This is a genomic window from Nocardia sp. NPDC049737, assembly GCF_040674755.1.
In the GTDB taxonomy this organism is placed as follows: Bacteria; Actinomycetota; Actinomycetes; order Mycobacteriales; family Mycobacteriaceae; genus Nocardia.
Genome location: NZ_JBFANH010000001.1, coordinates 1 through 23,069, shown reverse-complemented (window position 1 = coordinate 23,069; position 23,069 = coordinate 1). Strand labels below are relative to the sequence as shown.

Genomic DNA, 23,069 nt, shown 5'->3' with positions numbered 1-23,069 from the left:
TGCCGGGGCTGCGCTTCGCGATGTCGGTCAAGCCCGGTAGAGTTTGGACGGTCGTACCATCAAGCGCGAGTGGCGAAATTGGCAGACGCGCCAGATTTAGGTTCTGGTGTCCACGGACGTAGGGGTTCAAGTCCCCTCTCGCGCACAGATTCACGTCAAACGTGACAGAAATTCGTGCTCTGTGTGCGAGTGCCCTTGCACACACGGGAGCCGACCAGTGGAAACACGTTCTGACCTGCACCGATTCCTGGCAGATCTGCCAGAATCCGTCATATCTGCCCCCTCGCGAAAGTTTGCTGGCGCGGGAGATCGCCGATGATCGCGCCCGTCATCCCTCCCCAGTCTCCGCTGCAGGAGCTCATCCACGGTCCCCTCCCGACAACCCCGACGGTGCGCCCTGCCGACGGTGATGTCGTCTACGGGATCTGCACCGTCGGCGACGGCGGCCGCGTCCTCGACAAGCTCGGCTTCGCCGCCCTTGGCTGGCGACCAGGCACTCGCTTGGAACTGACCCGCCTCGATGCTGGAGTGCTGCTGGCCCGACCCGCCCTCGACGGACAGACCACCATCGCCGCGGGTGGGTACTTCCGTATCCCGTATCGGCTGCGACGGCAGATGAGCTTGTTCGTCGGCGACCGCACCTTGCTGATCGGGCATCGCACCCGCAACCAGTTGCTGATCCATCCGCCCGCGGCGCTCGACCAGTTGTGCGCGGCGAGTCTGCGACTGCTCGAGGCGGTGCGCCGATGAACACACCGACCGCCAGTACGGAAACCGTCGCAGCGGCACGGCTGCTGCTGACCCAGATGGGTATCTCCCCCGCCGACCTCGTCACCGTCGGCGCCACGGTGCCGACATTCGCCGAGATCGTTCCCCGCGTCCGCGAAACACTCAAACCGGGCACCAAACGCACCTACGGCACCCACCTCGACCGGTTGGAACAGCAGTGGCCCGACCGACACCTCGATCAGGTGGGCAAACCCGACCTCGACGAGATGGCACGCGCCATCCAACTCGGCGCCCGCGTCAACCGCGCGTCCCGCGGCGGCGCGAGCGCCGTCGAGCACTTCATCAGCGCCGTGCGCTGCGTGTACCGCTACGCCGAGGACCACGGGTGGATCCGCCCGTGCGACAACCCCGCCCGCCAACTCACCATCCCGGTGCGACGTCCCTCCCACCGATACGCGATCCCCTCGGGCCAGCTGGCCGAGATCTGCCAGACCGCAGCCACCACCGGCGACGACCCCGAACTCGACGCCCTGATCCTGCGCCTGCACATCGAAACAGCCTGCCGCCGTGGCGGTGCGCTCGCGTTGCGTCCACATGACCTCGACCCCGAGCAGTGCCTGGTCTATCTGCGGGAGAAGGACGGCGCCGACCGCTGGCAGCCCGTGTCGCCGACGTTGATGCGGCACCTGCTCGACCACGCCACCAAGCGCAACAGCCCACAGTCGGGACAGCTACTCCGTTATCGCAACGGAAAACCGATCACCACACGCCGATACGACAACATCTGGCAACGCGTCGGCGAAGTCCTCCCCTGGGTCGCCACCCAAGGCATCACCATGCACTGGCTACGCCACACCACTCTCACGTGGGTGGAACGTACCTTCAGCTACGCCATCGCCCGCGAATACGCGGGCCACCGCGGAAAGACCAGCGGCGCTACCGCCACCTACGTCAAGTCCTACCTACAGGAAGTAGCCGCCGCGCTGTCGGTCATGACCGGCGAGCCTCATCCACTCGTGCCCGCACACCAGCCGAGCACGCACGCGTCGTCCGCACGCTGACCACCTCGCACAAGGGAACCAGTCCATGACTGACGCCGACATCGACTCGCCCAACCGCAGCGTGCACACCGCACGGCCTGCGCCCACCACCCGTAAACCGCGTGCGCACGCGTTCTTCTGGACCGTGCTCACGGCGGCGGCCATCGTGAGCATCACCGGCAACGCCACTCAAGCCCTATTGCACGACACCGCGCTACCGGTTGTCGCCGCGGCGGTCGCGGTCATTCCGCCCCTGGCACTGCTGGCTGCGGTGCACGGCGTTTCGGTGCTTCTGCGTGCGCACGCGGGAGCCCGTGGCACCCATCTGATCGCGACCGCGATGACCGCACTCATTGCCACCGGCGCGTTCTGGTTGTCGTTCACCGCACTGCGGTCATTGGCGATCACCGCCGGTGTCCCGCACGGAGAAGCGTGGCTGTGGCCCTTGATTATCGAAGGCTCGATGGCCCAGTCCACCGTCGCACTGTTGGCACTTGCCCACTCCGCCCGCGGCGGTGAGCATCCGCACGCTGCCGACCCCGGAACTCGTGACTCCGCCTCTCAGCAGACCGACCGAGCAATCACCGAGAATACGGCTCAGGCGTCGCCAGCAGCACCCAACGCGATCCGAAACGTGCACACGCCAGCGCACACTGCAGTCGATGCCAGCCAAGACTTTTCCGATCTCGCGAGGCGCTTGTGCGCACGCGATCCAGCACGACGCCGCGACCCCGAACTCGTCGCCCAAGCCCTGGCACACCATCACCGCGACGGCTGGAACCCCAGCCGTATCGCCCACCAACTGAACAAAAGCCGGTCCACCATCAGCCGAATACTCAGCGACGCGGCGACCTTCAGCACCCACGAAACAATCGATGAAAACCACCGTCACGAGCGACCACCGGACGAAGGCCCCCACTCTCCTCCACGCAATTGAATACGTAGCTACCGCATAGATCCATCGACAGCACGGAGCGTGCCACGCTCCTGAACGGTCTAGGCCGGAAATACCAGGCCGAAGCTACCGCGCCCAGGCGTAAACGCCGCACTCCTGTCCGAAGAACCGAGGGTGTTGTCATTGCGCACGTAGCCGAGATACAGAATCGAACCTCTCCGATCTCGACCACGCGAACCGACATTGACTACCCACCAGCATGAGAGGGTCGATGATGAACAACGATTCGAACGCCCCAATGCCCGAACTCGAGCAACTCGCACCCGGCGGTCCACACGAACCGACCTACCCCGTCTCCGCCGGCGCCCGCGCACTCGGCAAGTCCGAACGCTGGTACACCCAGCAACTCAAGGACGGACGCTTCCCGGGACACAAAGCAGGCCGCAACTGGTTCCTCACCGCCAGCGACATAGACGCCGCCATCCAAGCCACCCGCCAACCAGCCACTCCCCCGATACCGACACAACCAACCGACTCGATCCGACGCCCTCAGCAGCGCCGCACCCGCCGCCGCAACCCCATACCTCCCCAGAACCGATAGCCACAGCATCACCGCACCGGGCATCCTGGCGTCGCAGCACACGGCGGCCACGTGAACGAACAAAACTGCTCGCCGCCGTCGCGTGCGCGCACGTGGGTCATCGTTCCTGGCGCACGCCATCGAACCTTCTCCGGTACACCGACTCTTACCGACTCACTCGATGCCATATGAGCAACCGGCTACTGGCGGCCGACAATTCATGTCAGGCACCGACGCTCTCGAGCACTTGTGCCACCGGGACTCATCAAAGCAATGCCGCTTCCCCGGCGGTTCAACGACCGTCACCTCTGCGCGCCAGATGCCGCACAACCTCAGCACAGACCCTGTTGAATCTCACGTGAAAACACGACAATTGACCACGCTGGACGAATTAGGCGCCTCAGTGCCGTAGCGAATCAATCGGCAGTTGCGAAGGCGCGCAAATTGCGGAAGAATATTGTAAAAGCTGTTGAGCCACAGTCGGTTTGGAGCCGCCTGGGGGAATCGAACCCCCGACAGTCTCTCCCTGAAGCGCCTGGTCAGAGAGCTGACCTTGGTGCATCCCCGCCGCTCAACCGACATTTCACGACGTGTCACTGCATTTCGCGAAACAATCTACCACTCGGCTGCCTGACATTGTCATCACCAGGTCAGCGCCTGGTTCCGACGCCTTGTGATGACGGCGTCATCACCTGCGAGCGTGCCAACGGTATTCGAGATTCCCGCCGGTAGACCCCGATGTATCCGAGGTTCATCAGCCTAACTTCGCTTCCGAGAACGTTCGAAACGGGGTTCGGCTTACAGCCGGTGTTCGGACGACCTGCCCGACTTGTCAACCGACACGACTGAGATCCGATTGGACATCAACTCCTCTACAAGCACGACGCGAGTCATACGCGCACGGGCTTGGCGCGGCCCGAAGTCAATTGCCCGTTGAATCACCCGAATCGAACTCATCAGCAAGCTAGGGGAAGGGATTTATCGATGCACAAGCTCACGAATATCTCTCGACAGCAGGTCACGGAGGGTGTTGGATTCTCAGCAGAGCTTTCGTTGCAGGTACCAGCACCACACACGCGCCGCGACAGCGCAACGGCTTTGGAGGGGGTTCCCCGCATGGACATCGATCTGACATGTCCGCACTGCAACCAACTCGACTGGGTGCAAAGTGTGCCTGCCCTGCATGCCGACGGTGTGTCGACCAGTTCCGGAACGAACAGCTATTCCGGGGTCGGGGTGGCTTCGACTGGCCTGGTTCCGGTGTTCGGCACCGCCACCGTAGAGCGCACTCACACAACAGCACTCGCAGCGAGTCTGTCCCGTGAGCCAGCCCGTACCCCGGCAGGGCGTCTGACTTTCATCGCGCTGGTGTTGCTGTTGCCGGCGATGTGCTGGGCAGGGTCGTCAATCGTCTCGATCGTCGATCCGGCTCCTGGGGAGTCACGATGGATCGCCGCGCTGGCGATGGTCGTCTTCTTCGCGATGCTGGCGGCGCCTGGGGCTGTCCCGTTCACGATTGCTGTGTGTCGTATTCGTCGCAACGGCAGAGTCGTTCGGGGTCGTCGCCACGCGGATGCGGTGTGGCGAGCCGGTTTCTATTGCCATCGGTGCGGCTTCGCGTTCTGGCCCTACTCGCCAGCGCCGGGTATTCCTTCCCGGCAGGCTCTCGCGCCGCAGCAGTTCCGCTGGTTCGTGTGGAACGCCGGTGGCTACGCCAACGCCTGAAATCCGCCATCGGGAAGCTGACAGAACAGATCCCGCCGATCAAACCCGCCACCTTCATCCGGGCACTCCGCGAATACCCCACCGCAGCCCTCCCACTCAAACCCCGAACCATCACCACGAACCCAGCAAAACAGCCCCTCGACAGGAGAACTGCGTTCGGCTCAACGACTTTGCTGGTCGCGTTGATGGTCAGGTCGGACGTGGCGCAACTTGGTCTGGATCGATGTCGCGCAGCCCGCGCCAAGCCGGGTGACGAAGGACGCCCTCACGGGTCCATTCGGTGAAGGCCACCTCCCCGACGAGGACGGCATCCACCCACAAGACGCCCCCGGCGGCAGCGTCATTGATAACTGGAGGTGTATCGCGTTGCAGTGCGGCTAATCTCGCCTGCAGGTCTTGCAGCATGGCGTCGGTGAAGCCGGTGCCGACGTTTCCGACCCAGACCAGGTTGCCAGTAGTATCGGGGACCGCGACGAGTAGCGATCCGATCGAGCCGCTGCGCCGACCCGAACCCGACTGCCAGCCGATGATCACCACATCGGCGGTAACGATGTTCTTGATCTTCGTCCAAAGCCGACTGCGTCGACCTGGCAGGTAACGGCCGTCCAGGCGCTTGGCTATCAGGCCTTCCAGTTGCATGCGACGAGTCTCGGCCAGGAGGTCTTCGCCGCGGCCGTTCAGGCGTGGCGAAATCTGCCAATGTGCCCCGTAGAGCCCGATTTGTTCGAGCAGCTGCCGACGCTGCAGGTAGCGCAGATCGATCAGTGATCGATCTCCAATGTGCAGTAGGTCGAAGATGACATAGGTGGCGGGGGTCGAGGCAGCTAACGCGGCTATCGCGCGTGGGCTGCGCTGGTGCATGCGTGGCTGCAACGCTCCGAAAGACGGGCGTCCGTCGACGAACACGACGATCTCGCCGTCGATCACGTACTGCGGATCCGCTGGAGCCAGACCCGACAGTTCCGGCCATGCCGCGGTGATGTCGTTGCCGTTGCGGGAGATCAGCCTCAGGCTGTCGGTGACGTACCCGCTGGCTCGGATGCCATCGAATTTCACCTCGTAGGCCCAGTCGGCATCATCGTTGGGCAGCGTTCCAGGCGCCGCCAGCATCGATGCATACCGTGGAAGCCTGCTCACCGCCATGTCGCCGCCATCGCCAAACCTTCTCGGGATACCGACATTCACCGGTTGACACGGTCAACCAATCCAATCGTACCGACCAGTTGGTAGTGGGTGAATCTCGACCGTGCGCAACAGGCGCGATTGTCAGCGTCTTCGCGAGCAAATACCGACCTGGCGGTACGGTTCGATAGTCTCTCAGCCGTGCAATTCAAAGTAGGTTCCCTGATCCACGTGGCCCCGGGAGGGGTAAGTGTGTTTCGCATCGTCGAGATCGGCGTGGATGGTGACACGACCAAAGCCCTCGTCGAAGCTGTCGCCGACACGCCGGGTACCTACCCGTGGCCGACCGATCTGGCCTACGCCGTTCCCGCCGAACAACCGTAGTGATCTGCGCTTTTCAGCCACAGTGTCGTTTGCCACCGTTCTGCCACCGCGTTGCCAGTCGTGGGACCACCGACAGCGGAACAGAAGTGGAACAGGTTATTGCGCTGCCGATTGGCGAACGCTTCGTCCCCGAGCGACCGATACGCGGCATGAGCGCGTATTCGTGCGACCGTCGAGTCGGCGTACTGTCGGCGCGTGGATCTGCAGCCCGTCGTCGATTCGTCCGAGTCGCTCACGCGCCGGGCCAAGTGGTTCATTTCGACGCAGTGTGTTCGCGGTGAATGCCCCCGGGTGGAGGAGTATCGGGACCGGTGGCTCGAAAACGGCATTCCCGCAACACACGTCGACCGTGTCGTTGATTTTCAGCGGCGGTGGGGCGGGCTGATCGTGCCGCCATCTACGGACTATGACGGCGGGCCCAAGACGTTGAGTGCCGATATGTCGAGGGGGGCACTCGAGCGGGGCGGGTGGTTCGGGGCGGGGCCGCAGCGAGTGTCGACAGCGATCGCTTTCATGATCGGTCCATCGGGAGAATTCGGCATCGACGGCGATCGGTGGGTGCCACTGCACTCGACCATCGAAGGATGGATCGAATCGGTTGCGCTGGCTCACCATGCGTCCTGCTATGCCCAGCAGATCAGCACTATTCGCGGTGACGCGATCGACGGGCTGCCGTTGAGCACCTTCGAACCCGTGACCGAGATCCGCGGGCTGGCCGACACCTGGTGGCGGGGCCCGGATTCGCTGATCGCGATCTATACGGGAGAGGCCGAATGCTTCGACGCACCAAGGCTCCGTGTCGCCCGCGTCTACGCCGGTCTCGATAAATGGGGACTGAGCGGAGGATGACGGTGACCGTGCCGCGCGAGGCCCACCGCAAATGCATCCGCACATCGGCATAGACGGACGTTCAGTTTGCCGTCGCCGTGATCGGTCGGCATGCCGAATCTGGAACATGTTCTCCCAGCGGATCGCCTGCTGGTCCCACGACTGGCCACGTGGTGGTCCCACAACGGGGCAAGACAGCCACAGCTTTCAGATTTGGTCGTGGCCTGTCGGTGCTGGACGTGCTGTCGACGCGCGGGCTTCGACGGTGCCGACTGGGTCGGTGTTTTGTTCCCGCGGTTCCTGGCGGCTGGGATCGGCTGGAACGTGGCGAGCATGCTCGGGTTGCTCGGTCGGTGCGGCGGTGGATGCTAGTGAAGCGCCCGATGACGGTGTGGCGCGGTGTGCGCGGGCGGTGGTGATGAGCTGGCGGGCTTGTTTGGTGCTGATCTCGAGCAGTTCAGCGACGTCGTCGTCGGTTTGCCCGTTGTCACGGATCACCGCTGCGGCCTCGGCTTGGTCGCCACGATGACGGGCGATTTCCTGCGCGGTGCGCGATTCGACGTCGCTGATCTGCTGTCGTAATGCCTCGATCTCGTTGTCGCGCTTGGCTTCACACGCGGTGATCGCCTGCCAGTCGCTGAGATACCGCTTCACTGCCTCCTGGATGGTTCGTTCTCGCTGGCGTGCCAGCGCTCGACGTTTCTGGATGCGGGCGCGTGAGCGTTCCAGTCGTTCAACGACTTCCGGGGAACGATCCGTCCGCGGCGAGCGCGGCGGGCGACGCGACGACATGGCCGGCCTCCTGATTTTTCGGGCCCGCCTGCAAATTCTCCCGCCCTCGATCCTACGCCCGCTGCGTTCGCGACACGTCCAGTCCCGCACCTGCCCACGTGGTTTTCCGGCGGGTCGAGCACGCGCCGACACACCGGAAGTCGACTGTCAATCCGATAGTTACAGAGGGTTTTTCGTGCACCTCTGTCCGATCGGTTCTGCGATCCGCCCCAGTAGGTGGTGACGACGATTTTCCTGCTGCTGACAACGCCACCGGTCCGTGGGCGTGGTTGGTGAGGAAGACGGCGCGGCCCCCAACGCGAGTGCCTATGACGTCCAACGGGTTCCGACGACGAACATCGCGTTGAACACGCCCAAATACTCCAGCGCTGGTCCGCGCTCGCCACGACCTCCTGTCCTTGTCCTGCCCTGTCCAACGCCAGGTTCGAGCGATCTTCTCGCTCGGGTCTGGCGTTTTCCGTTTCCGCGAAAGGTGTTCTGCCATGCCTGATCTCGATGCTGCCGCGTGTGTGGTGTGCCGGTCGCGCCGGGCGGGTCCTCGGTATCCGGTCGAGGACCAGTCGGTGTGCGGGGGGTGTCTGGGTGAGTTGTCGTTGTGCGATGGCTGCGGCCACCGGGTGCTGCGCGCCACTGAAACCGCTGATGATCGCTGGTTGTGCCAGGCGTGTGCAGCCGCGTGGAGCGGGTGTGTCTCGTGTGCCCGGTTGACCGGCCCGCATGAGTGCACCGACACCGATGAGGTGGTGTGTTACCGGTGCGCGAGCGTGTTTTTCGACCGCTGCTTCAGCTGTGGCCGACACAGCGCCGCGAGCCGCTATGTCGCCGGTGGGCTGCGGGCTTGCACTCGCTGCGCCGCCGGGTTCAGCTGCTGTCAGGAATGCGGGACGCTGCTGCGCGGGCAACGCGGCTGTGATCTGTGTGCGCACCCGGCCCGAGTGCGGAACTACAGCTTCAAACCCAACCCCCGCTTCCACGGCGAGGGGCCGCTGTTTCTCGGGCTCGAACTCGAGATCGTCGTCCCCGACGACATCCACGACGCTGCAGTCGAGCTCGCGACCGACCGCCTGGCCGGGCTGGGGTATTTGAAGCGGGATTCCTCGATCCAGCCCGGCGGGTTCGAACTCGTGTCCCACCCGATGAGCTACCGCTACGCCCTCGACCGGTTCCCCTGGGCATTGCTGGGACAACTCGACGATCTCGGGTGCGACACCAACGCCGGTGTCGGGTTGCATGTGCATGCCAGCCGCGCCGGGTTCGCCTCCCCGGCGCATGTGTTCCGGTGGATGAAGTTGTTGTACCGCAACGAATCCGAAGTTACGAGGCTTGCGCGTCGGCAGTCGCGCTATGCGCCGTTCGATCGCCTCGCGCGTTCGCGGGTGAAAGACACCGCCAAAAACCATATTCACGCTTTGGGGCTGGATCGGTATCAGGCGATCAACCCGTATCCACGTCACACCCTCGAACTGCGCGTGTTCGCCTCTTCCCTCGACGTGGGACGGGTGCAGGCGGCGTTGGCGTTCACCGCGGCTTCGATCGACTACACCCGCGCGCTGCGCATCCCCGACGTGCGGGCCGGGGCGTGGGAATGGAGCCGATTCGCCGCCTGGGTCGATACGCACCCAACCTATCTGCCGTTGTCCGAACAGTTGCGTGAATTGGAGCTCGCATGTGCCTGCTGACCTGTTTCCCGCCTGGAGTCGCCCCGGACCCGCTCGCGTTGCGGATCGGCGCGCACACCAACCATCACGGCCACGGCTACGCCCTCATCATCGGCGACATCATCCATACCGGCCACAGTATGAACCCCGAACCACTGATCGACGAGTTCACAAAATTACGTGCCCGCCACCGCGACGGGTATGCATTGTTCCATTCCCGCTACGCCACCCGCGGCGTCCGCGGAATCGAGAATTGCCATCCGTTCCGGCTCGGTAGTGACCCGCGAACAGTGCTGGCGCACAACGGGACTCTGCCCAAGCGGGTACATCCGCGCGCCTATGATCCGCGCTCGGATACGCGGATCGCGGCCGAGGAATATCTCGCCAGGCATCCGTTCGGGTCGATCGACACCCACCGCGGCGCAAGCGGGCTCGCGTCGTGGCTGGGGACGAGCAAACTGCTGATCCTCACCGTCGACCCCACCTATCAGCACCGCGCATATCTGTTCGGTGAACAGGCCGGGATCTGGGAAGACAGGATCTGGTACTCCAACACCACCTATCAGCCGATGTCACGACGCTGGCCCGACCGCTACCGCCTGCGCTGCGGCGGCTGCCGGGAATTCGACCTTGATCGCCGAGGCCGCCACTGCAGCGGGTGCGGCTGGTGCTTCGACTGCGAGCAACCCTTCCCACACTGCGACTGCTACACCCGCCACGCCAGCGGGCGTCGCAGCGGGGAGGCCACTTCGCTGACCCGCACCCAGCGAGCCGGTCACCACCGCGCCCACGCGAGATCCTCTGGCACCGCCTGACCCTCACCGCCCTCGATCTCCACCTCACCCATCGAAGCCCCTGCACCCACCCCCATTCCGGTGGTTGTGCCGGGGCTTCGTCGTTTTTCGTCGAAAGGTCGTGATCACCCATGCCCACCGCCACCGTGCCCGACATGCGCTGTGAGGAGTGTGCACTCGCCGTCGCCCCGGACACTCTCGTCACTCTCGCCGAGGGTGACCGCGTCTGCGAAGGCTGCGCCCAGACTCTCTCGCTCTGTGATGGCTGCGGCAGCCACGCCCGCGAGGTCGGCTACACGATCACCAACACCGAGCTGTGTGATCGCTGCCTGCACGGCTGGTCGCGCTGTGACCGTTGCGATCTGTTCACCCGCGAGATCACCGCGGTGATCGACGGTCCGGACGTGTGCCGCACCTGCGTCGAGGACTTCGACCGCTGCGAGGACTGCGGCGCACGTGCCCACCACACCGAAACGGTCGATGGCGGCGACGAGGTGTGTTCGTACTGCCGCAACGAGAATTACCACTACTGCGAGGACTGCTACACCCTCATCCCCCTCAGCGACAACCGCTGCGAGGACTGCTACGACGACCGCCGCGGCCACCGTCTGGTCCACGACTATGACTACCGACCGGAGCCGTTGTTCCACGGCGAGGGCTCGCTGTTTTTGGGCATGGAACTCGAACTCATCACCCCCCATTCGCAATTCGATGATGCGGTCGAGCTCGCGGTCGCTGACCTCGGGGAGCTGGGTTATCTCAAAGAGGACAGCTCGATCAGTCCGTGCGGGTTCGAGTTGGTCACCCACCCGATGTCGTGGGAGTACGCGCGCACCCGCTTCCCGTGGCAGCTGTTGAACAAGCTGCGGTTGCTCGGGTGCCGCACCGACGCCACCGTCGGCATTCACGTGCATGTCTCGCGGGCTGGGTTCTCCTCGCCCGCCCACATCTACCGGTGGCTGAAGTTCGTGTACCGCAACGAATCCCAGGTCACGACCCTCGCGCGACGCCACTGCCCGGAATGGGCGGAATTTTCCCCTCAAGCCCGCTCGCGTGCGGCCGAATTCGCCAAGGGCAGCACCGCTGGGTGGGGCCGCTACCAGGCCATCAATGTCTATCCCGCCCACACCTTCGAGGTGCGCGTGTTCGCCAGTTCCCTGTATCCGCGCCAGGTCAAAGCCGCGCTCGCGTTCGCGGCGGCCTCGGTCGAATACACCCGCACCCTCACCGCCGCCCAAGTCGCGCGTCGCCGCGGATGGGAGTGGTCGGCGTTCACCGCCTGGCTCACCACCCGCCCTGACTACGCCGATCTGCTCACCGAGTTGGAGGTTCTGCGATGTGCATGCTGACATTCTTCAAGCCGGGGGCGGCACCCGATGTCACGGCGTTGCGCAATGGGGCATTGTCCAATCCGCACGGCCACGGCTACGCCTTGATCACCGACACCACCATCACCACCGGGCACAGCCTCGACGCCGAGACCGCGCTCGCCGAATTCGCCGCCCTGCGTTTTGAATACCCCGACGGTCCGGCGTTGTTCCATTCCCGCTTCGCCACCCACGGCAAACCCACCATCGATAATTGCCACCCCTTCACTATCGGTGGCGACGAGCGCACGGTCCTCGCCCACAACGGGATCCTGCCCACGAACGTGCATCCGGGGGCGGGTGACGAGCGTTCCGATACCCGGATCGCGGCCGAGGATTTCCTGCCCACTCAGCCGTTCGGGTCGTTGGACTCCTGGACCGGACGCGAAGCCCTGGAGCACTGGCTGGGCACCGACAAACTCGTACTGCTCACCATCGATCCCACCTACACCCATCGCGGGTATGTGTTCAACGAGACGCACGGGCACTGGGACCCCGCCACCGGGATCTGGTACTCCAACCGCGACTACCTCGACACCGCCTGGGACTACACCTATTACGGCTACTGCGAGAACTGCGGCACCGAAGACGGCACCGCGCAGGGACCGCACTGCAGCTGCTGCGGATTCTGCGCCGACTGCTACCAACCCTTCCCCCACTGCGACTGCCCCGACCTAGCGGGCCGCCAACGCTACGCGGGCCTGCTCGACATGGAAACCGCCTGAACCCCAGCCACTTCCGCGCCCATCCTGCCTGCAAGGAGCGTGCCCGTTATGCCCCACAGCCTGAACCTGGCCAGCATCCTCATCCGCGTCCATGACATCGATGACCACCACGTCATCGCCAGCACCGACGGCCACCGCGTCCGGCTACTGATCCGCGACGCCGACAACCCCTCCACCGATTGGCGTTACGCCGATCTCGCCCCTGATGTCGCCGACGCCCTCGCGGCGGCGATCGCGACGAGACACCGCCCTCGGCCCATGCGGTGGTTCGCGCGGCGGTCTTGGCGGCGGGCAGGCAAGCGGTGAGCGAAGACCACACCATGAACGAGACAGGAACCGGGTCGCAGATCCGGTTCCTTGGTCATGTCCTGGACCGCCTCGACATCCTGCTGCGCGATGGCGGCGGGTGGGATGGTCTGCACCGGCTGCGCGAGCTCATCGCGCAGCGGGTCACCGTCCTGGCCGACACCGACTCCAACACCGACGACGGTCACGGTGGTGAGACCGGGGATCCGGTGATCGCGCTCATCACCGTCGAACTGCACCGGCTACGCCGCGCCGGCACCGCGGTCACGATCACCACCCGCGGCGGACACCGCCACGACCGCGTCCGCATCGGCGCAGTGCACCGCCACCACACCGTCCTGCATCGCAGCGGTGGCCACGACCGAGTGCTGCTGCCCCTGCGGTTCATCGAAGCCGTGAACCCCCACGCCCCTGCCTCGACCGTGAAGGAGCCGACAACCCCATGACCGACCCGTTCCCCACCGACCCCGACCAGCTCACCACGCTGCTGTTCACCGAACTCGGCACCCACCTCAACGCCGGGGCTGCATTGGTGTCCTACTCCCACGGTCTCGCCAACGCCCTCGGTGCGGAGGTCTTAGCCGCCTTCACCCACTTGCTCGAGCCGTACCAGTCCAGCGCGCACCTGCTGCGCATCTACCAGCAGATGCTCACCACCGCCGACGACGACCCGACGAGCCCTGCGGCAGGTGGGGGCGATGTTGGCTGACCTGTCCCGCTACACCGCTCGCATCCGCCTGGATCCGCACTACGCCCCGTACCTACCCGACAACGGATCACTGCCGTCGATGCTGCTCGCGGGGTATCACGCGGCGTTCGCCACCGGGCCGCGACCGGGCCCCCCGATCGCGGCCTTCGATCACCCGCCGACCTACCCCATCGTCGAGGGCACGGCGGCGCTGGCGTTGGTGCGCATCGAGTACGCCACCCAGATCACCACCCTCACCCCCGATGGTGACAACGAGATCGGCTGGGCCAGTGACCCGTTCGGTATCGGGTTGCCCGAGTTCGGGTGGCGGCTGATCCCCGCCCAACACACCGGTGGCCGGTGGCTGATCGCGCACGGTACGTGGGCCGCCGGTGGACGACAAGGGGTACTACCGCGCTCAGTCACCACCCAGGTCCCCGGTGCCCCGACCGTCGTCGCCGTCCACGACCACGACCCGCACACCGGGAACCGGTGGACAAGTTCGTGATCGGCCACATCGGTGACCTCATCGCCTGGATCCGAGCGAACCTGCCCGACCTCGACGAGGACCGATTCCATCCCTGGACCACCGGTCAGGTCGCACCCGGCGCAGTCACCGCCCGCATCGAGATCCGCGTTCACGGCCCCGGGCGCCCCGTGCGACACATCGACGTCGACCTGTCCGCCGAACCCATCCACCAGCCCACCAGTGACACGCCCAGCGTCGCGCATGGGCGCACCGCCCAACCCGTCGACTCAGATTCGAGGTGACCATTGACTTCAACACCGTCTTCTCCGACCGGCCCGGACCGGGTCCCGGTCCCCGCTCGCCTAGCCGAGGCCACACGTGCGCGGGGGCTGGTCGTCCCCCATATCACGCTCACCCATCGTGACCCGACGCGTCCCGTCTGGGGCATGCTCGATCCCCAGCGTGCCTGGAACACCCTATGGGGCAAGCTGTGTCAGATCTGCGGTCAACGACTCGATGACCGGGTCATCGTGTTCATCCGCTCGATCGACTACCTGCGAGGCCTGGCAGTCGAGCCCGGGGCCCATCCCGAGTGCGCGCACTACAGCCGTCGCGCGTGCCCGATGCTGGCCGGCCAGCAACACCACTACCACGCCAACCCCGCCGTGCGGTTCGCCCATTGCGAGGACCCGGACTGCGAATGCCGGTACTGGCGGCCCCGCGAACCCGACCCCCGCGAACCGTCCCGCGAAGGCCGACCGGCCGAAGCCTGGTACGAGGCATGGCTGCCCATCACCGACTACCGGATCATCGACGACCCCGGCAGCGAGCACGCCGCACCCGCGGTCGGGGTCGACCTGACCGGGGTCCGGTTCCTCAAGCTGCGCAAGATCCGCGACACCGCCGCACCCAGCACCAACCGATCACCCGAACCGCTGGACATGCTGATCGCCTCCCGCGAGCTGTTCGGCTACTGAAAACACCCCGCATTCACCGCTGCATCGTGAAAGGAGCTGCGCCGGTATGGATTTTCTCGAGTTCACCCAGCAGGTCGCCGCGGCGCTCGGGCCGCGGTGGCGGGCCGAACGCGGGTACATGATCCGCCGTCACGTCCTGCTGAAAGGCCCTGAGGATCAGTCGTTGACGATCACCCACGGCGATGATTCCTCGCGCCGCGGCGATCACGGCCGCCTCCACATCGCGGCCACCTACGGACGGTTCGCCAGCTACCACTACACCACCGACCCGCACCGCAGCGAACTCATCACCGTCGCCGCGCACCGGACCCCGGGCGATGTCGCCGCCGAGATCGAGCGTCGTCTGCTGCCCGACTACCAACGCACCCTCGAGGTGTGCCGGGCTCGCGCCAGCGCCGACGCCACGGTCCTCGCCGCCCGCGACGACCTGCTCAACCAACTCGCCGCGATCCTGGCCCCGGTACAGCGGGATGGCCAGGATCGGATCAGTTTCGGTTCCACCACAACCGCGGTGTCCGGCTCGATCCGCGTCCTCTACAGCCGTGAGACAGAGTTCGATCTGCTCCTGGCCGGTGACCGAGTCCTCGATCTCGCCCAGACTCTCGCCACACACACCAGAGCGGGCACGGCGTGACCCCCTCCCCCCACGCCGCCGCGGCACTGGCCAACGCCGCTCGCGGGTTTCATGTACTTCCGCTGCACCCCGGCAGTAAGGCACCGGCGATCGAAAACTGGGAGAACGCCGCCACCGTCGACCCCGCCCGCATCGGCCGATGGTGGCGGCGCTGGCCCGAGGGAAACGTCGGGATCGCTTGCGGGCCAAGCCGATTGCATGTGCTCGACCTCGACACCAGCCACGACCAACACCCGCCACACCGCTGGGCGGGGGCGCGTGACGGCCGCGATGTCCTGGCACGCCTCGCCGCACAGGCTGGGCACCCGGTGCCGGTACCGACCTTCGCGGTCGCCACGCCCTCGGGCGGGATTCACCTGTACTACCGGCCGCCGCGAACCCTGGTGTTGCGCAGCACTATCGCACGGCTCGGGTGGCGCATCGACAGCCGCGGTGTCGGCGGCTACGTCGTAGCGCCGGGCTCCACTCTGCCGCACGGGGGTTATCGCCTCCTCGATGGCCGCGACCCGATCCCGCTACCACCGTGGTTGACCGAACTCCTCACACCACCGCCACCACCGGTGCCGCCGCTCACCTCACCCGGCGAGATCGCGCATCCGCGCACCTATGTCGCGGCGGCGTTGCGCAACCAGGCCGACCGGATCCGGTTCGCCCGCACCGGGACCCGCCATCGTGCCGTGTTGCTGGCGGCCAACAGCCTCGGCCGACTCGTCGCAGCGGGTCTGCTCGACCGCGACCACGCCTACCGGGTCCTACTCGACGCCGCCCAGCGACATGTCGGTGTCGATGGCTTCACCGATCTCGAGGCCATCCGCACCATCGACGACGGCCTGACCTACGCCGCCAACCGAACCACCCGCACCCGCGCCAACACGTGAGGAGACCTGGAATGCCACAGATTGTTGGGCGCCACCGAAGAAGCCAATAAAAAGGCGTTGCCAATTCCAATGTCGGCACGGTGTCACACCCAGCGGCCCCGCTTCACAGCATGGCCTTCGTCCCGCGCTGCTTCACCCTCGCGGGCGGTCGGCAGTCCAATCCTCGCGCCACCACGCACGCAAAGACCGCGGCCCAGCAGTCGGCATATCGCCGCTGCCAACGTGTCCGATTCAAGCCGAGGGTTCCTGAGCACCCTCAACGCCCGAAGTCGCCCGCGACGTAGGCATTTTCAATGTCCGCTAACGCCCCTCCGCCCTAGGAGATTCGATGCCCTCGATCGAAGATCCCGGCGCCTTCCTCGCCGGAGTCCTCTCTCAGCTTCCGCGCCCAGCACACCGAATCGTGTTGATACTGCCGGTCCAAACATCTGATGCCGGACCCGGCGAGGACTTCTATGTCGACGCGGTTCGTGGCGTGGCCTTGTATTCCACCGGGGCCGATCTCGGGTTGGTCGATGAAAACATCGCCACCACACCGATCCTGGCGCACACCCTCGATGTCTACAGTCTGCACAACCCCGCCGCGGTTGCCGTGATCATCGTCGATGATCCGCGACCACACCGCCCGGTCCCGCGCCGCACCCACTACGAGTTGATCGCAAAGTTGCGAGAACAGTTGGCAGGCCAGGACATCGAACTGCTCGAGGCCTGGACGCTGACCGGTACCGTCCCCGGCCAACGGTGGACCAGCCTGTTCGAAAACGACACCGGTCTCCTCCCAACCGGAGCCAACTTCGATCCCACCTCGATCGAGGAATTCTCGCCAGCGAGCGAACCGATACCGGCTGTCCTGGTCACGGACCCCGCCTTGGCCGTCGCGGTCAAGGGCGCGCTGAAATCGCTCAACCAAGCCCGCAACGCCGCCGATGCCGCGGGCCGAGCTGAGCATCCATCCCCACCAGAGATGTTGCGGTTGGTCCTCAATCAGATCCGGGCGGCCGACAACGGCATCGACATCGGGGCCCTCGACATCGCGCGCGTAGAGATCGCCATGCACGACGAAACCGTCTGCCGCAGTCTCTACGCGTTGTCCTCGAGCCCGCGCGGGACCGCGACCCAAGCACTGTGGACGCTGCTGATTCGCGCGTTGCCCTCCCCGCGCCGCGCGCAAGCCGCATTGCAGTTGGCAGTCTCGGCCTACATCAGCGAGGACCTCGACATGGTCCTCGCCGCGCTGCGGATCGCGTTGACCGACGACCCCACCGAACCCACCGGGCGACAACTCGCCGACGATATCGCGCTGGCGGTCCCGGCGACGGTAATCGTTGAACGGTTGCGCGGCGGCTACCTCACCGCTGCAGAACTCGGCATTGACCTCGACCTCGGCCTGGACTGACCGGGGCATCGGGTTCTCACCGGTTACCGGTTTCTTCGGCGTAGATCCGCATGCCTTCCGACACCTTGCGCGCGGCGTGCTCCAACTGGTCAGGGCTCAGGTGTTTGCCGAACGCCGCCGCGCGAAGTAGCTGTTCGCGTACCTCGTCGAGGTTCACCCACGCCCTGTCCAACCGAGAAAGTTCGGGCATAACGCGACCATACCCCACATCGAACGTGTGTTCGCTTCCAGATGCGTGACTGAACGCCCAGCTGCCGTCCGACGTCCCTGCTGCAGCGGGGGCATTACACCGATTTCTGTCCATCTCATCTGCGCGCCGCCCGCTTCCGTTGAGCAGGTTCGCCCCGTCCAAGGAGCTTAGATGCCTTCGATCGAAAATCCCGGCGCGTTGATCACCGCGATCCTGTCCGCGGCCCCGCAGCCCCTGAAGCGTTGCCTGCTGCTGGTGCCGATGCAGGTACTCGGCTGTTGGCCCGACACCTACATTCGTCCCGGCACCGGTGCGCGGGAGGACCTGTATCTCACCGGAGACGATCTCGGCCTCGGCGGGGACTACCTCGCGACCGTCGCGATCCTCAACCGCGCATTGCGCATGTGCCAGCATCACGCACCCGAGGCGGTCGTGGTCGTCATCGTCGACGATCCACGTCCCGGCCGCCCGGTTCCACGCCCGACCCACCACGAACTGATCACCGTGCTACGACATCGCCTCGCCGAGCACAACACACACCTGCTCGACGCCTGGATACTCACCGGAGCCGAGCCAGGCTCGCGCTGGACGAGCCTGGTCGACGAGGACACCGGTGTGCTGGCGGACCACACAACCACCGAAAGCGGCGAACCTGCGCGACAGATCGAGTCGGTACCCGCGGTCCTGGAAACTGACCCCGCACTCACCGAACAGGTCGCGCAATGCCTGCGCGAGCGAGGTGTTGTCCTCACCACCGAGGCAACCTACCTCCCAGACCACAGCGAGGCAGCGGTTGCTGCCCGTCGAGACCGATTGCGATACGCGCTGACCCAGATCCACGCCGCCGATTCCGGCACCACCCTCTCAGCCGCAGCGCTGGCCGAGATGGCGATCACGCTGGAAGACATCGAGATTCGTGACTGCCTCTACGCCCTGTCGACCGGTCCGTGCCGTGGCGCGTGCCTGGCAGCGTGGACCCAGTTGGTGCGAGCACTGCCCGCACCCGGGCGGACCCAAGCCGCGATGATGCTCGCGGTCACCGCCTACACCTGCGATGATGCCGCACTGGCCACCGCCGCCATCGCGATCGCGTTGAGCGATGAACCCGGCCAACAAACAGCACTCGCACTGGCCGCCGCCTTCGCGTGCTCGGTCACCCCTGATCTGATCCGCGCATCGATGCGCGGTGGCTACACCGTCGCTGCTGAACTCGGCATCGACCTCGACTGACTCCCTGGTTGCGGTGTCGCCCGCCCCAGCCGCGCTGCCGCGCTGTGGTGATCGGGTGCGCGGCAGCGCACCACCGCCGAAGACGTCGCCCGAATCCGAGTGCAGACCCGCACCTCACCATCCCTCGAGAGGCCATCGTGACCACCACACCGGCACGCCAGCTGGCGTGGGCGATCCTCGCCCGCGCAGCCCTGCACCACGTCCCCGGCCTCGCCAGCGCGGTGCCAGATGAGCTCGGCTCTGTCGAAGCGGTCGCCGACCGGATCGCCGGTCGCCGGCCGCCGCCGCGATCGCGCGCGACTCTCGCGGACCTGGCCGCCGAGGACCTCGACCACGCAGCGAAGGTGGGGGCGCGGCTGCTGACCCGCGACGACCCGCACTGGGCGGCACTGGGATTCGACGACCTCACCGACGCCGACGCCGCTCCAGTCGCGGTGTGGGTCCGCGGCCACGGTGTGCCAGCGACCGCGCACCGGGTCGGGGTAGTCGGGGCACGGGCGATCACCGAACGCGGCGAACGGATCACCGGTGAGATCGCCGCAGCGTTGGCCGAACGTGGCTGGCACATCGTCAGCGGAGGCGCCTACGGCGCGGACGCCGCCGCCCATCGGGCCGCGCTCACCCACGATGCGGGCACGACGGTGGTCTTGGCCAATGGTGTGGATCGGGCCTACCCGTACCCGCATCGGGAGTTGTTCGACCGTATCGCCGGATCCGGTGCGATCGTGTCGGAGTATCCCCTGGGAAGCGGCCCGACCCGTGACCGGTTCCTGCGGCGCAACCGGCTCGTCGCGGCGCTGTCGCATGCGGTGGTGGTACCCGAGGCGGGCCGCTGGTCGGGCACCCTGCACACCGCCGGATGGGCCCGCCGCCTGCACCGCCCGCTGTTCGCGGTACCCGGACCCGCCGACGCCGCCGCCTCAGCGGGCTGTCACCGCCTGATCCAGGACCGCCGCGCCCACCCGGTCACCACCACCGCCGCCCTCCTCGCCGCAATCGGCACCCCTTCTCGCTGATTCATCCGGCAGCAGCTGCGACCGCTGCCGTGTCCGGGCGCTGCCATGCCCATGCCAGGCCGCAGCGCCGTGTCCGAAATCGAATTGTGTTGGAGGTAGCTCATGTCCACCAATCCCCTCGCCGTGCAGAGCGTGACCCGCACGCAGTATCAGAACCTGGCCGAGCGCGGCTACGCCGGGCCGGTCACCGACATCCCCGACGCAGCGGGAGCGGAGGCCTGGCGGGCGCAGTTCCCGGACTGGCGCGGCCAGTACTGGACCTACACCGACGACGGCGAGATGTTGCGGCTGCGGCCGGTCAACCTCGCCCCCCAGCGCGGCACCCGCGCGGCCTGAGCCCCGGCTCCACCCGCACCCCCAAGGGCTCCCACTCCCCGAGGGTGCTGTCCCCATCCGAAATTCGGCCCAGCACTTCCCCGTTCGTCGCGCGCGGGCGGAGTGCCGCGCCGTCTGGTCTGTGAGGAGATCACCGTGAGTACTGCGTCTCTGTCCGTCGTCCCCGACACCACCACCGAACCCGAACAGCCCGGCACCACTCATCCGCCTGAGACCGTCGATATCGAGGGCACCGGGGTGGAGCAGAACACCACCGCCGTCGATCCCGATCCGATAGTGGCTGAGGCAGCGTATCTGGATCCGAATGAGCTGGTGATCGATGAGAATGTGCGAACCAGTTTTGATTTGGACGACTATCCCGACGAGAAGGCGTCGATCACACTGTTCGGGGTGCGGGCCCCGGCGCTGGCCGAGCGTGAGCCCGACGGGTCGGTCCACGTCTACGACGGACAGCTGCGGGTGCTACTGGCCCGCGAAGTCGGCGTCGCGAAGGTGCCGGTGTGGATCACCCCCGCCGACACCACCGTCAATGACAACGAACGCCGCATCGCGCGCACGATCGATCAGATCAACCTCAACGATCGCCGAATACCGTTGCCCGACGCCGACCGTGCCAGCGGTGTCGCGCTCGTCTTGGAGTTGGGCGCATCACCCACTCGGGTGGCCCAGGGGTTGCAGCGCAAGCGATCCGAGATCACCAAGACCGCGGCCATCGGGGCGTCACCGACCGCGAAGCGGCTCCTCACCGAGGGCCGCCAACTCGACTTCGAGCAGCTCGCGATCATCGCCGACTACGAACGCCGCGGCGACACCGACGCGGTGCAGCGCCTCGAGGGAGCTTCGCGCTGGGACTTCACCTACATCCGCACACGCATCGACAACGAGCGAGCCGCGACCCGCGCCCTGCTGGAGGCCGCACTCCCGTATGCCGCCTACGGATTCGGGATCCTGACCACCGAACCCACCAGCGGATTCGTGCCCGCCACGACTCTGGCCACCACCGACGGGGACCCGGTCACCACCGATCACCTCTACACCGACCCCGCCCAATGGGCAGTGTGGCTGTCGGTGCACAAGAACGCCCTGCTGGTCGACCGCGAGACCGGCGCGGTCGTCGAATCCGACACGGTCGACTGGAGCACCCGCGCCAACCCCGATACCCAACCCGGCGAGGGACTGCGCCACGCCAACTCGGTGCGCCAAGCCGATCAGTGGACCCCGACCTACTACCTGCCCGAGAACGCGCTCGCGGGAAGCGGATTCGTAGTGGTCGTTCCCGAACCCGACCCCGAGGCCACCGCGCAGGCGACGGCGGAGCGGGAGGCGGCGCGGCTGGCGCGCAAGCGGGTGATCGAGCTCAACGTCCGCGGAGAAGCGGCCAACCAACGCCGCAGGGAGTTCATGCCCCGCTTGGTAGCGGGAAGCAGACCGCATCGCAGTGCAGCCCAGTTCGTCGCCGAATCGTTGGCGCACAAACTCGACCACAATCAGCTGGCGAAGACGACATCGCTGCTCGGCATCGACGCCACGACCCAAGCGCTGGTGACCGCGATCGGCAACGCCTCACCCAACCGGGCGTGGATGATCGTGCTCGCTATGCAGGTCGCCGCTGCCGAACTCGAGATCGGCAAAAGCCTGTGGCGCGACGCGCTGCCCGCCACACAGCGGTATCTGCGGTTCCTCGCCGAGGCCGCTACCGGACCCGACTTCGCCCTCGTCGATGTCGAACAAGCCGCCGCGAAACTCATCGACTACCACGACATCGACATCGAGTCCTGAACCACCACAACCCGATCAACCCCTCACCGGCCCGCCACAGATCCGCTCGTGGTGGGCCGGTGCGCGTCGTGCCCACTCGAACAGAAAGGGAACAGCCATGGCCGGAGACACCGTCATCACGGTGATCGGAAATCTGACCGCCGACCCAGAACTGAGGTTCACAGCGAACGGGACCGCGGTCGCCGATTTCACCGTCGCTTCCACCCCCCGCTACTTCGACCGCAATTCGAACGAGTTCAAAGACGGTGACCCGTTGTTCCTGCGGTGCAGCATTTGGCGAGAGGCCGCGGAGAACGCCGCGGAAAGCCTGACCAGGGGCTCGCGCGTGATTGTCAGCGGAAGGCTGAAGCAACGCCGCTGGCAGACCGACGACGGCCAGAACCGCACCACCACCGAACTGGAGGTCGACGAGGTCGGTCCGTCGCTGCGCTACGCCACCGTTTCCGGCGTGTTCAGGAATACCGAGCGCTCTTCGGAGCGGAACTCGATGCTGGTCGGGGAGGACCAGCGCTTGGAGGCGGAGCCCGCTCC

General features: G+C 66.0%; 28 protein-coding genes and 1 tRNA gene. 26 read left to right on the top strand and 3 right to left on the bottom strand.

What is annotated here, in order from left to right:
* Positions 1-63: 63 nt before the first annotated feature.
* The 6 genes from AB0J47_RS00145 (at position 64) to AB0J47_RS00120 (ending at position 4,969) form a co-directional block, all read left to right on the top strand.
* Positions 64-145 (top strand) — tRNA-Leu (locus AB0J47_RS00145).
* A 170-nt stretch (positions 146-315) separates the two neighbouring features.
* Positions 316-750: a hypothetical protein gene (locus AB0J47_RS00140; RefSeq protein WP_364338726.1), complete on the top strand. Its 435-nt coding sequence runs from the start codon at positions 316-318 to the stop codon at positions 748-750.
* Positions 747-1,790 (top strand): tyrosine-type recombinase/integrase, encoded by a 1,044-nt coding sequence (locus tag AB0J47_RS00135; protein WP_364338724.1) that lies wholly within the window; start codon positions 747-749, stop codon positions 1,788-1,790. Before AB0J47_RS00140 ends, AB0J47_RS00135 begins: the two co-directional genes overlap by 4 nt.
* A gap of 25 nt (positions 1,791-1,815) precedes the next feature.
* A complete protein-coding gene (locus tag AB0J47_RS00130) occupies positions 1,816-2,706 on the top strand; it encodes a DUF2637 domain-containing protein (RefSeq protein WP_364338722.1) in 891 nt (296 codons plus the stop codon).
* A 232-nt stretch (positions 2,707-2,938) separates the two neighbouring features.
* Complete coding sequence (locus AB0J47_RS00125; RefSeq protein ID WP_364338720.1) at positions 2,939-3,265, top strand: hypothetical protein; 327 nt, start codon at positions 2,939-2,941, stop codon at positions 3,263-3,265.
* A 1,095-nt stretch (positions 3,266-4,360) separates the two neighbouring features.
* The gene (locus tag AB0J47_RS00120; RefSeq protein WP_364338718.1) at positions 4,361-4,969 is read left to right on the top strand and encodes a hypothetical protein; all 609 of its coding nucleotides are present in this window, start codon (positions 4,361-4,363) and stop codon (positions 4,967-4,969) included.
* Positions 4,970-5,158: 189 nt separating this feature from the next.
* On the opposite strand, the gene ligD is transcribed toward AB0J47_RS00120, so the two are convergent.
* Positions 5,159-6,079: a non-homologous end-joining DNA ligase gene (gene ligD, locus AB0J47_RS00115; protein ID WP_364338716.1), complete on the bottom strand. Its 921-nt coding sequence runs from the start codon at positions 6,077-6,079 to the stop codon at positions 5,159-5,161.
* A 264-nt stretch (positions 6,080-6,343) separates the two neighbouring features.
* On the opposite strand from ligD, the gene AB0J47_RS00110 reads away from it, so the two are divergent.
* Together AB0J47_RS00110 and AB0J47_RS00105 are read left to right on the top strand one after the other, a co-directional pair.
* Complete coding sequence (locus tag AB0J47_RS00110) at positions 6,344-6,475, top strand: hypothetical protein (RefSeq protein ID WP_364338714.1); 132 nt, start codon at positions 6,344-6,346, stop codon at positions 6,473-6,475.
* 195 nt (positions 6,476-6,670) lie between these two features.
* On the top strand, positions 6,671-7,324 hold the full coding sequence (locus AB0J47_RS00105) for a hypothetical protein (RefSeq protein WP_364338712.1): 654 nt from the start codon (positions 6,671-6,673) through the stop codon (positions 7,322-7,324).
* Between the two features lie 186 nt (positions 7,325-7,510).
* Here the strand turns inward: AB0J47_RS00105 and AB0J47_RS00100 are convergent, their stop codons facing one another.
* Positions 7,511-7,957: a hypothetical protein gene (locus tag AB0J47_RS00100; protein ID WP_364338710.1), complete on the bottom strand. Its 447-nt coding sequence runs from the start codon at positions 7,955-7,957 to the stop codon at positions 7,511-7,513.
* A gap of 1,073 nt (positions 7,958-9,030) precedes the next feature.
* Here AB0J47_RS00100 and AB0J47_RS00095 point away from each other — a divergent pair.
* The 13 genes from AB0J47_RS00095 (at position 9,031) to AB0J47_RS00035 (ending at position 17,987) form a co-directional block, all read left to right on the top strand.
* Complete coding sequence (locus tag AB0J47_RS00095) at positions 9,031-9,774, top strand: hypothetical protein (RefSeq protein ID WP_364338708.1); 744 nt, start codon at positions 9,031-9,033, stop codon at positions 9,772-9,774.
* A complete protein-coding gene (locus tag AB0J47_RS00090) occupies positions 9,762-10,568 on the top strand; it encodes a hypothetical protein (RefSeq protein WP_364338706.1) in 807 nt (268 codons plus the stop codon). The genes AB0J47_RS00095 and AB0J47_RS00090 overlap by 13 nt, the downstream gene beginning before the upstream one ends.
* A 110-nt stretch (positions 10,569-10,678) precedes the next feature.
* Positions 10,679-11,896, top strand: coding sequence for a hypothetical protein (locus AB0J47_RS00085; RefSeq protein WP_364338704.1), 1,218 nt, complete (start codon positions 10,679-10,681; stop codon positions 11,894-11,896).
* Positions 11,884-12,639 (top strand): hypothetical protein, encoded by a 756-nt coding sequence (locus AB0J47_RS00080; protein WP_364338702.1) that lies wholly within the window; start codon positions 11,884-11,886, stop codon positions 12,637-12,639. The genes AB0J47_RS00085 and AB0J47_RS00080 overlap by 13 nt, the downstream gene beginning before the upstream one ends.
* Before the next feature lie 48 nt (positions 12,640-12,687).
* Complete coding sequence (locus AB0J47_RS00075; RefSeq protein WP_364338700.1) at positions 12,688-12,945, top strand: hypothetical protein; 258 nt, start codon at positions 12,688-12,690, stop codon at positions 12,943-12,945.
* 14 nt (positions 12,946-12,959) lie between these two features.
* Complete coding sequence (locus tag AB0J47_RS00070) at positions 12,960-13,391, top strand: hypothetical protein (RefSeq protein WP_364338698.1); 432 nt, start codon at positions 12,960-12,962, stop codon at positions 13,389-13,391.
* Positions 13,388-13,654, top strand: a complete 267-nt coding sequence (locus AB0J47_RS00065; protein ID WP_364338695.1) for a hypothetical protein — start codon at positions 13,388-13,390, stop codon at positions 13,652-13,654. The genes AB0J47_RS00070 and AB0J47_RS00065 overlap by 4 nt, the downstream gene beginning before the upstream one ends.
* On the top strand, positions 13,644-14,141 hold the full coding sequence (locus tag AB0J47_RS00060; RefSeq protein ID WP_364338693.1) for a hypothetical protein: 498 nt from the start codon (positions 13,644-13,646) through the stop codon (positions 14,139-14,141). The genes AB0J47_RS00065 and AB0J47_RS00060 overlap by 11 nt, the downstream gene beginning before the upstream one ends.
* On the top strand, positions 14,126-14,404 hold the full coding sequence (locus AB0J47_RS00055; protein ID WP_364338691.1) for a hypothetical protein: 279 nt from the start codon (positions 14,126-14,128) through the stop codon (positions 14,402-14,404). Before AB0J47_RS00060 ends, AB0J47_RS00055 begins: the two co-directional genes overlap by 16 nt.
* 3 nt (positions 14,405-14,407) lie before the next feature.
* A complete protein-coding gene (locus AB0J47_RS00050) occupies positions 14,408-15,079 on the top strand; it encodes a hypothetical protein (RefSeq protein ID WP_364338689.1) in 672 nt (223 codons plus the stop codon).
* A 46-nt stretch (positions 15,080-15,125) separates the two neighbouring features.
* Positions 15,126-15,713 (top strand): hypothetical protein, encoded by a 588-nt coding sequence (locus AB0J47_RS00045; RefSeq protein ID WP_364338686.1) that lies wholly within the window; start codon positions 15,126-15,128, stop codon positions 15,711-15,713.
* Entirely contained in the window at positions 15,710-16,591 is an 882-nt protein-coding gene (locus tag AB0J47_RS00040; protein ID WP_364338684.1) for a bifunctional DNA primase/polymerase, read from the top strand. The genes AB0J47_RS00045 and AB0J47_RS00040 overlap by 4 nt, the downstream gene beginning before the upstream one ends.
* Before the next feature lie 328 nt (positions 16,592-16,919).
* A complete protein-coding gene (locus AB0J47_RS00035) occupies positions 16,920-17,987 on the top strand; it encodes a DUF4192 family protein (protein WP_364338682.1) in 1,068 nt (355 codons plus the stop codon).
* A 16-nt stretch (positions 17,988-18,003) separates the two neighbouring features.
* On the opposite strand, the gene AB0J47_RS00030 is transcribed toward AB0J47_RS00035, so the two are convergent.
* The gene (locus tag AB0J47_RS00030) at positions 18,004-18,177 is read right to left on the bottom strand and encodes a DUF6374 family protein (protein ID WP_364338680.1); all 174 of its coding nucleotides are present in this window, start codon (positions 18,175-18,177) and stop codon (positions 18,004-18,006) included.
* A 171-nt stretch (positions 18,178-18,348) separates the two neighbouring features.
* Between AB0J47_RS00030 and AB0J47_RS00025 the strand changes: the two genes are divergently transcribed.
* The 5 genes from AB0J47_RS00025 to AB0J47_RS00005 all read left to right on the top strand — a co-directional run.
* A complete protein-coding gene (locus AB0J47_RS00025; protein ID WP_364338678.1) occupies positions 18,349-19,407 on the top strand; it encodes a DUF4192 family protein in 1,059 nt (352 codons plus the stop codon).
* Positions 19,408-19,544: 137 nt separating this feature from the next.
* Positions 19,545-20,423 carry a DNA-processing protein DprA gene (gene dprA / locus AB0J47_RS00020; RefSeq protein WP_364338675.1) on the top strand — a complete coding sequence of 293 codons (879 nt, stop codon included), beginning with the start codon at positions 19,545-19,547 and terminating at the stop codon, positions 20,421-20,423.
* 102 nt (positions 20,424-20,525) lie between these two features.
* Positions 20,526-20,759 carry a hypothetical protein gene (locus AB0J47_RS00015; protein ID WP_364338673.1) on the top strand — a complete coding sequence of 78 codons (234 nt, stop codon included), beginning with the start codon at positions 20,526-20,528 and terminating at the stop codon, positions 20,757-20,759.
* Positions 20,760-20,894: 135 nt separating this feature from the next.
* Complete coding sequence (locus AB0J47_RS00010) at positions 20,895-22,538, top strand: hypothetical protein (RefSeq protein WP_364338671.1); 1,644 nt, start codon at positions 20,895-20,897, stop codon at positions 22,536-22,538.
* Between the two features lie 97 nt (positions 22,539-22,635).
* Positions 22,636-23,069 (top strand): single-stranded DNA-binding protein (locus AB0J47_RS00005; protein WP_364338669.1); only part of this gene is annotated, 434 nt, incomplete at its 3' end.

Excerpts from the sequence above, each read along its gene's own strand:
- AB0J47_RS00140 (WP_364338726.1), top strand. The coding sequence starts at position 316 with ATGATCGCGCCCGTCATCCCTCCCCAGTCTCCGCTGCAGGAGCTCATC.
- AB0J47_RS00135 (WP_364338724.1), top strand. The coding sequence starts at position 747 with ATGAACACACCGACCGCCAGTACGGAAACCGTCGCAGCGGCACGGCTG.
- AB0J47_RS00130 (WP_364338722.1), top strand. The coding sequence starts at position 1,816 with ATGACTGACGCCGACATCGACTCGCCCAACCGCAGCGTGCACACCGCA.
- AB0J47_RS00125 (WP_364338720.1), top strand. The coding sequence starts at position 2,939 with ATGAACAACGATTCGAACGCCCCAATGCCCGAACTCGAGCAACTCGCA.
- AB0J47_RS00120 (WP_364338718.1), top strand. The coding sequence starts at position 4,361 with ATGGACATCGATCTGACATGTCCGCACTGCAACCAACTCGACTGGGTG.
- ligD (WP_364338716.1), bottom strand. The coding sequence starts at position 6,079 with ATGCTGGCGGCGCCTGGAACGCTGCCCAACGATGATGCCGACTGGGCC.
- AB0J47_RS00090 (WP_364338706.1), top strand. The coding sequence starts at position 9,762 with ATGTGCCTGCTGACCTGTTTCCCGCCTGGAGTCGCCCCGGACCCGCTC.
- AB0J47_RS00085 (WP_364338704.1), top strand. The coding sequence starts at position 10,679 with ATGCCCACCGCCACCGTGCCCGACATGCGCTGTGAGGAGTGTGCACTC.
- AB0J47_RS00080 (WP_364338702.1), top strand. The coding sequence starts at position 11,884 with ATGTGCATGCTGACATTCTTCAAGCCGGGGGCGGCACCCGATGTCACG.
- AB0J47_RS00075 (WP_364338700.1), top strand. The coding sequence starts at position 12,688 with ATGCCCCACAGCCTGAACCTGGCCAGCATCCTCATCCGCGTCCATGAC.
- AB0J47_RS00070 (WP_364338698.1), top strand. The coding sequence starts at position 12,960 with ATGAACGAGACAGGAACCGGGTCGCAGATCCGGTTCCTTGGTCATGTC.
- AB0J47_RS00065 (WP_364338695.1), top strand. The coding sequence starts at position 13,388 with ATGACCGACCCGTTCCCCACCGACCCCGACCAGCTCACCACGCTGCTG.
- AB0J47_RS00060 (WP_364338693.1), top strand. The coding sequence starts at position 13,644 with ATGTTGGCTGACCTGTCCCGCTACACCGCTCGCATCCGCCTGGATCCG.
- AB0J47_RS00045 (WP_364338686.1), top strand. The coding sequence starts at position 15,126 with ATGGATTTTCTCGAGTTCACCCAGCAGGTCGCCGCGGCGCTCGGGCCG.
- AB0J47_RS00035 (WP_364338682.1), top strand. The coding sequence starts at position 16,920 with ATGCCCTCGATCGAAGATCCCGGCGCCTTCCTCGCCGGAGTCCTCTCT.
- AB0J47_RS00030 (WP_364338680.1), bottom strand. The coding sequence starts at position 18,177 with ATGCCCGAACTTTCTCGGTTGGACAGGGCGTGGGTGAACCTCGACGAG.
- AB0J47_RS00025 (WP_364338678.1), top strand. The coding sequence starts at position 18,349 with ATGCCTTCGATCGAAAATCCCGGCGCGTTGATCACCGCGATCCTGTCC.
- AB0J47_RS00015 (WP_364338673.1), top strand. The coding sequence starts at position 20,526 with ATGTCCACCAATCCCCTCGCCGTGCAGAGCGTGACCCGCACGCAGTAT.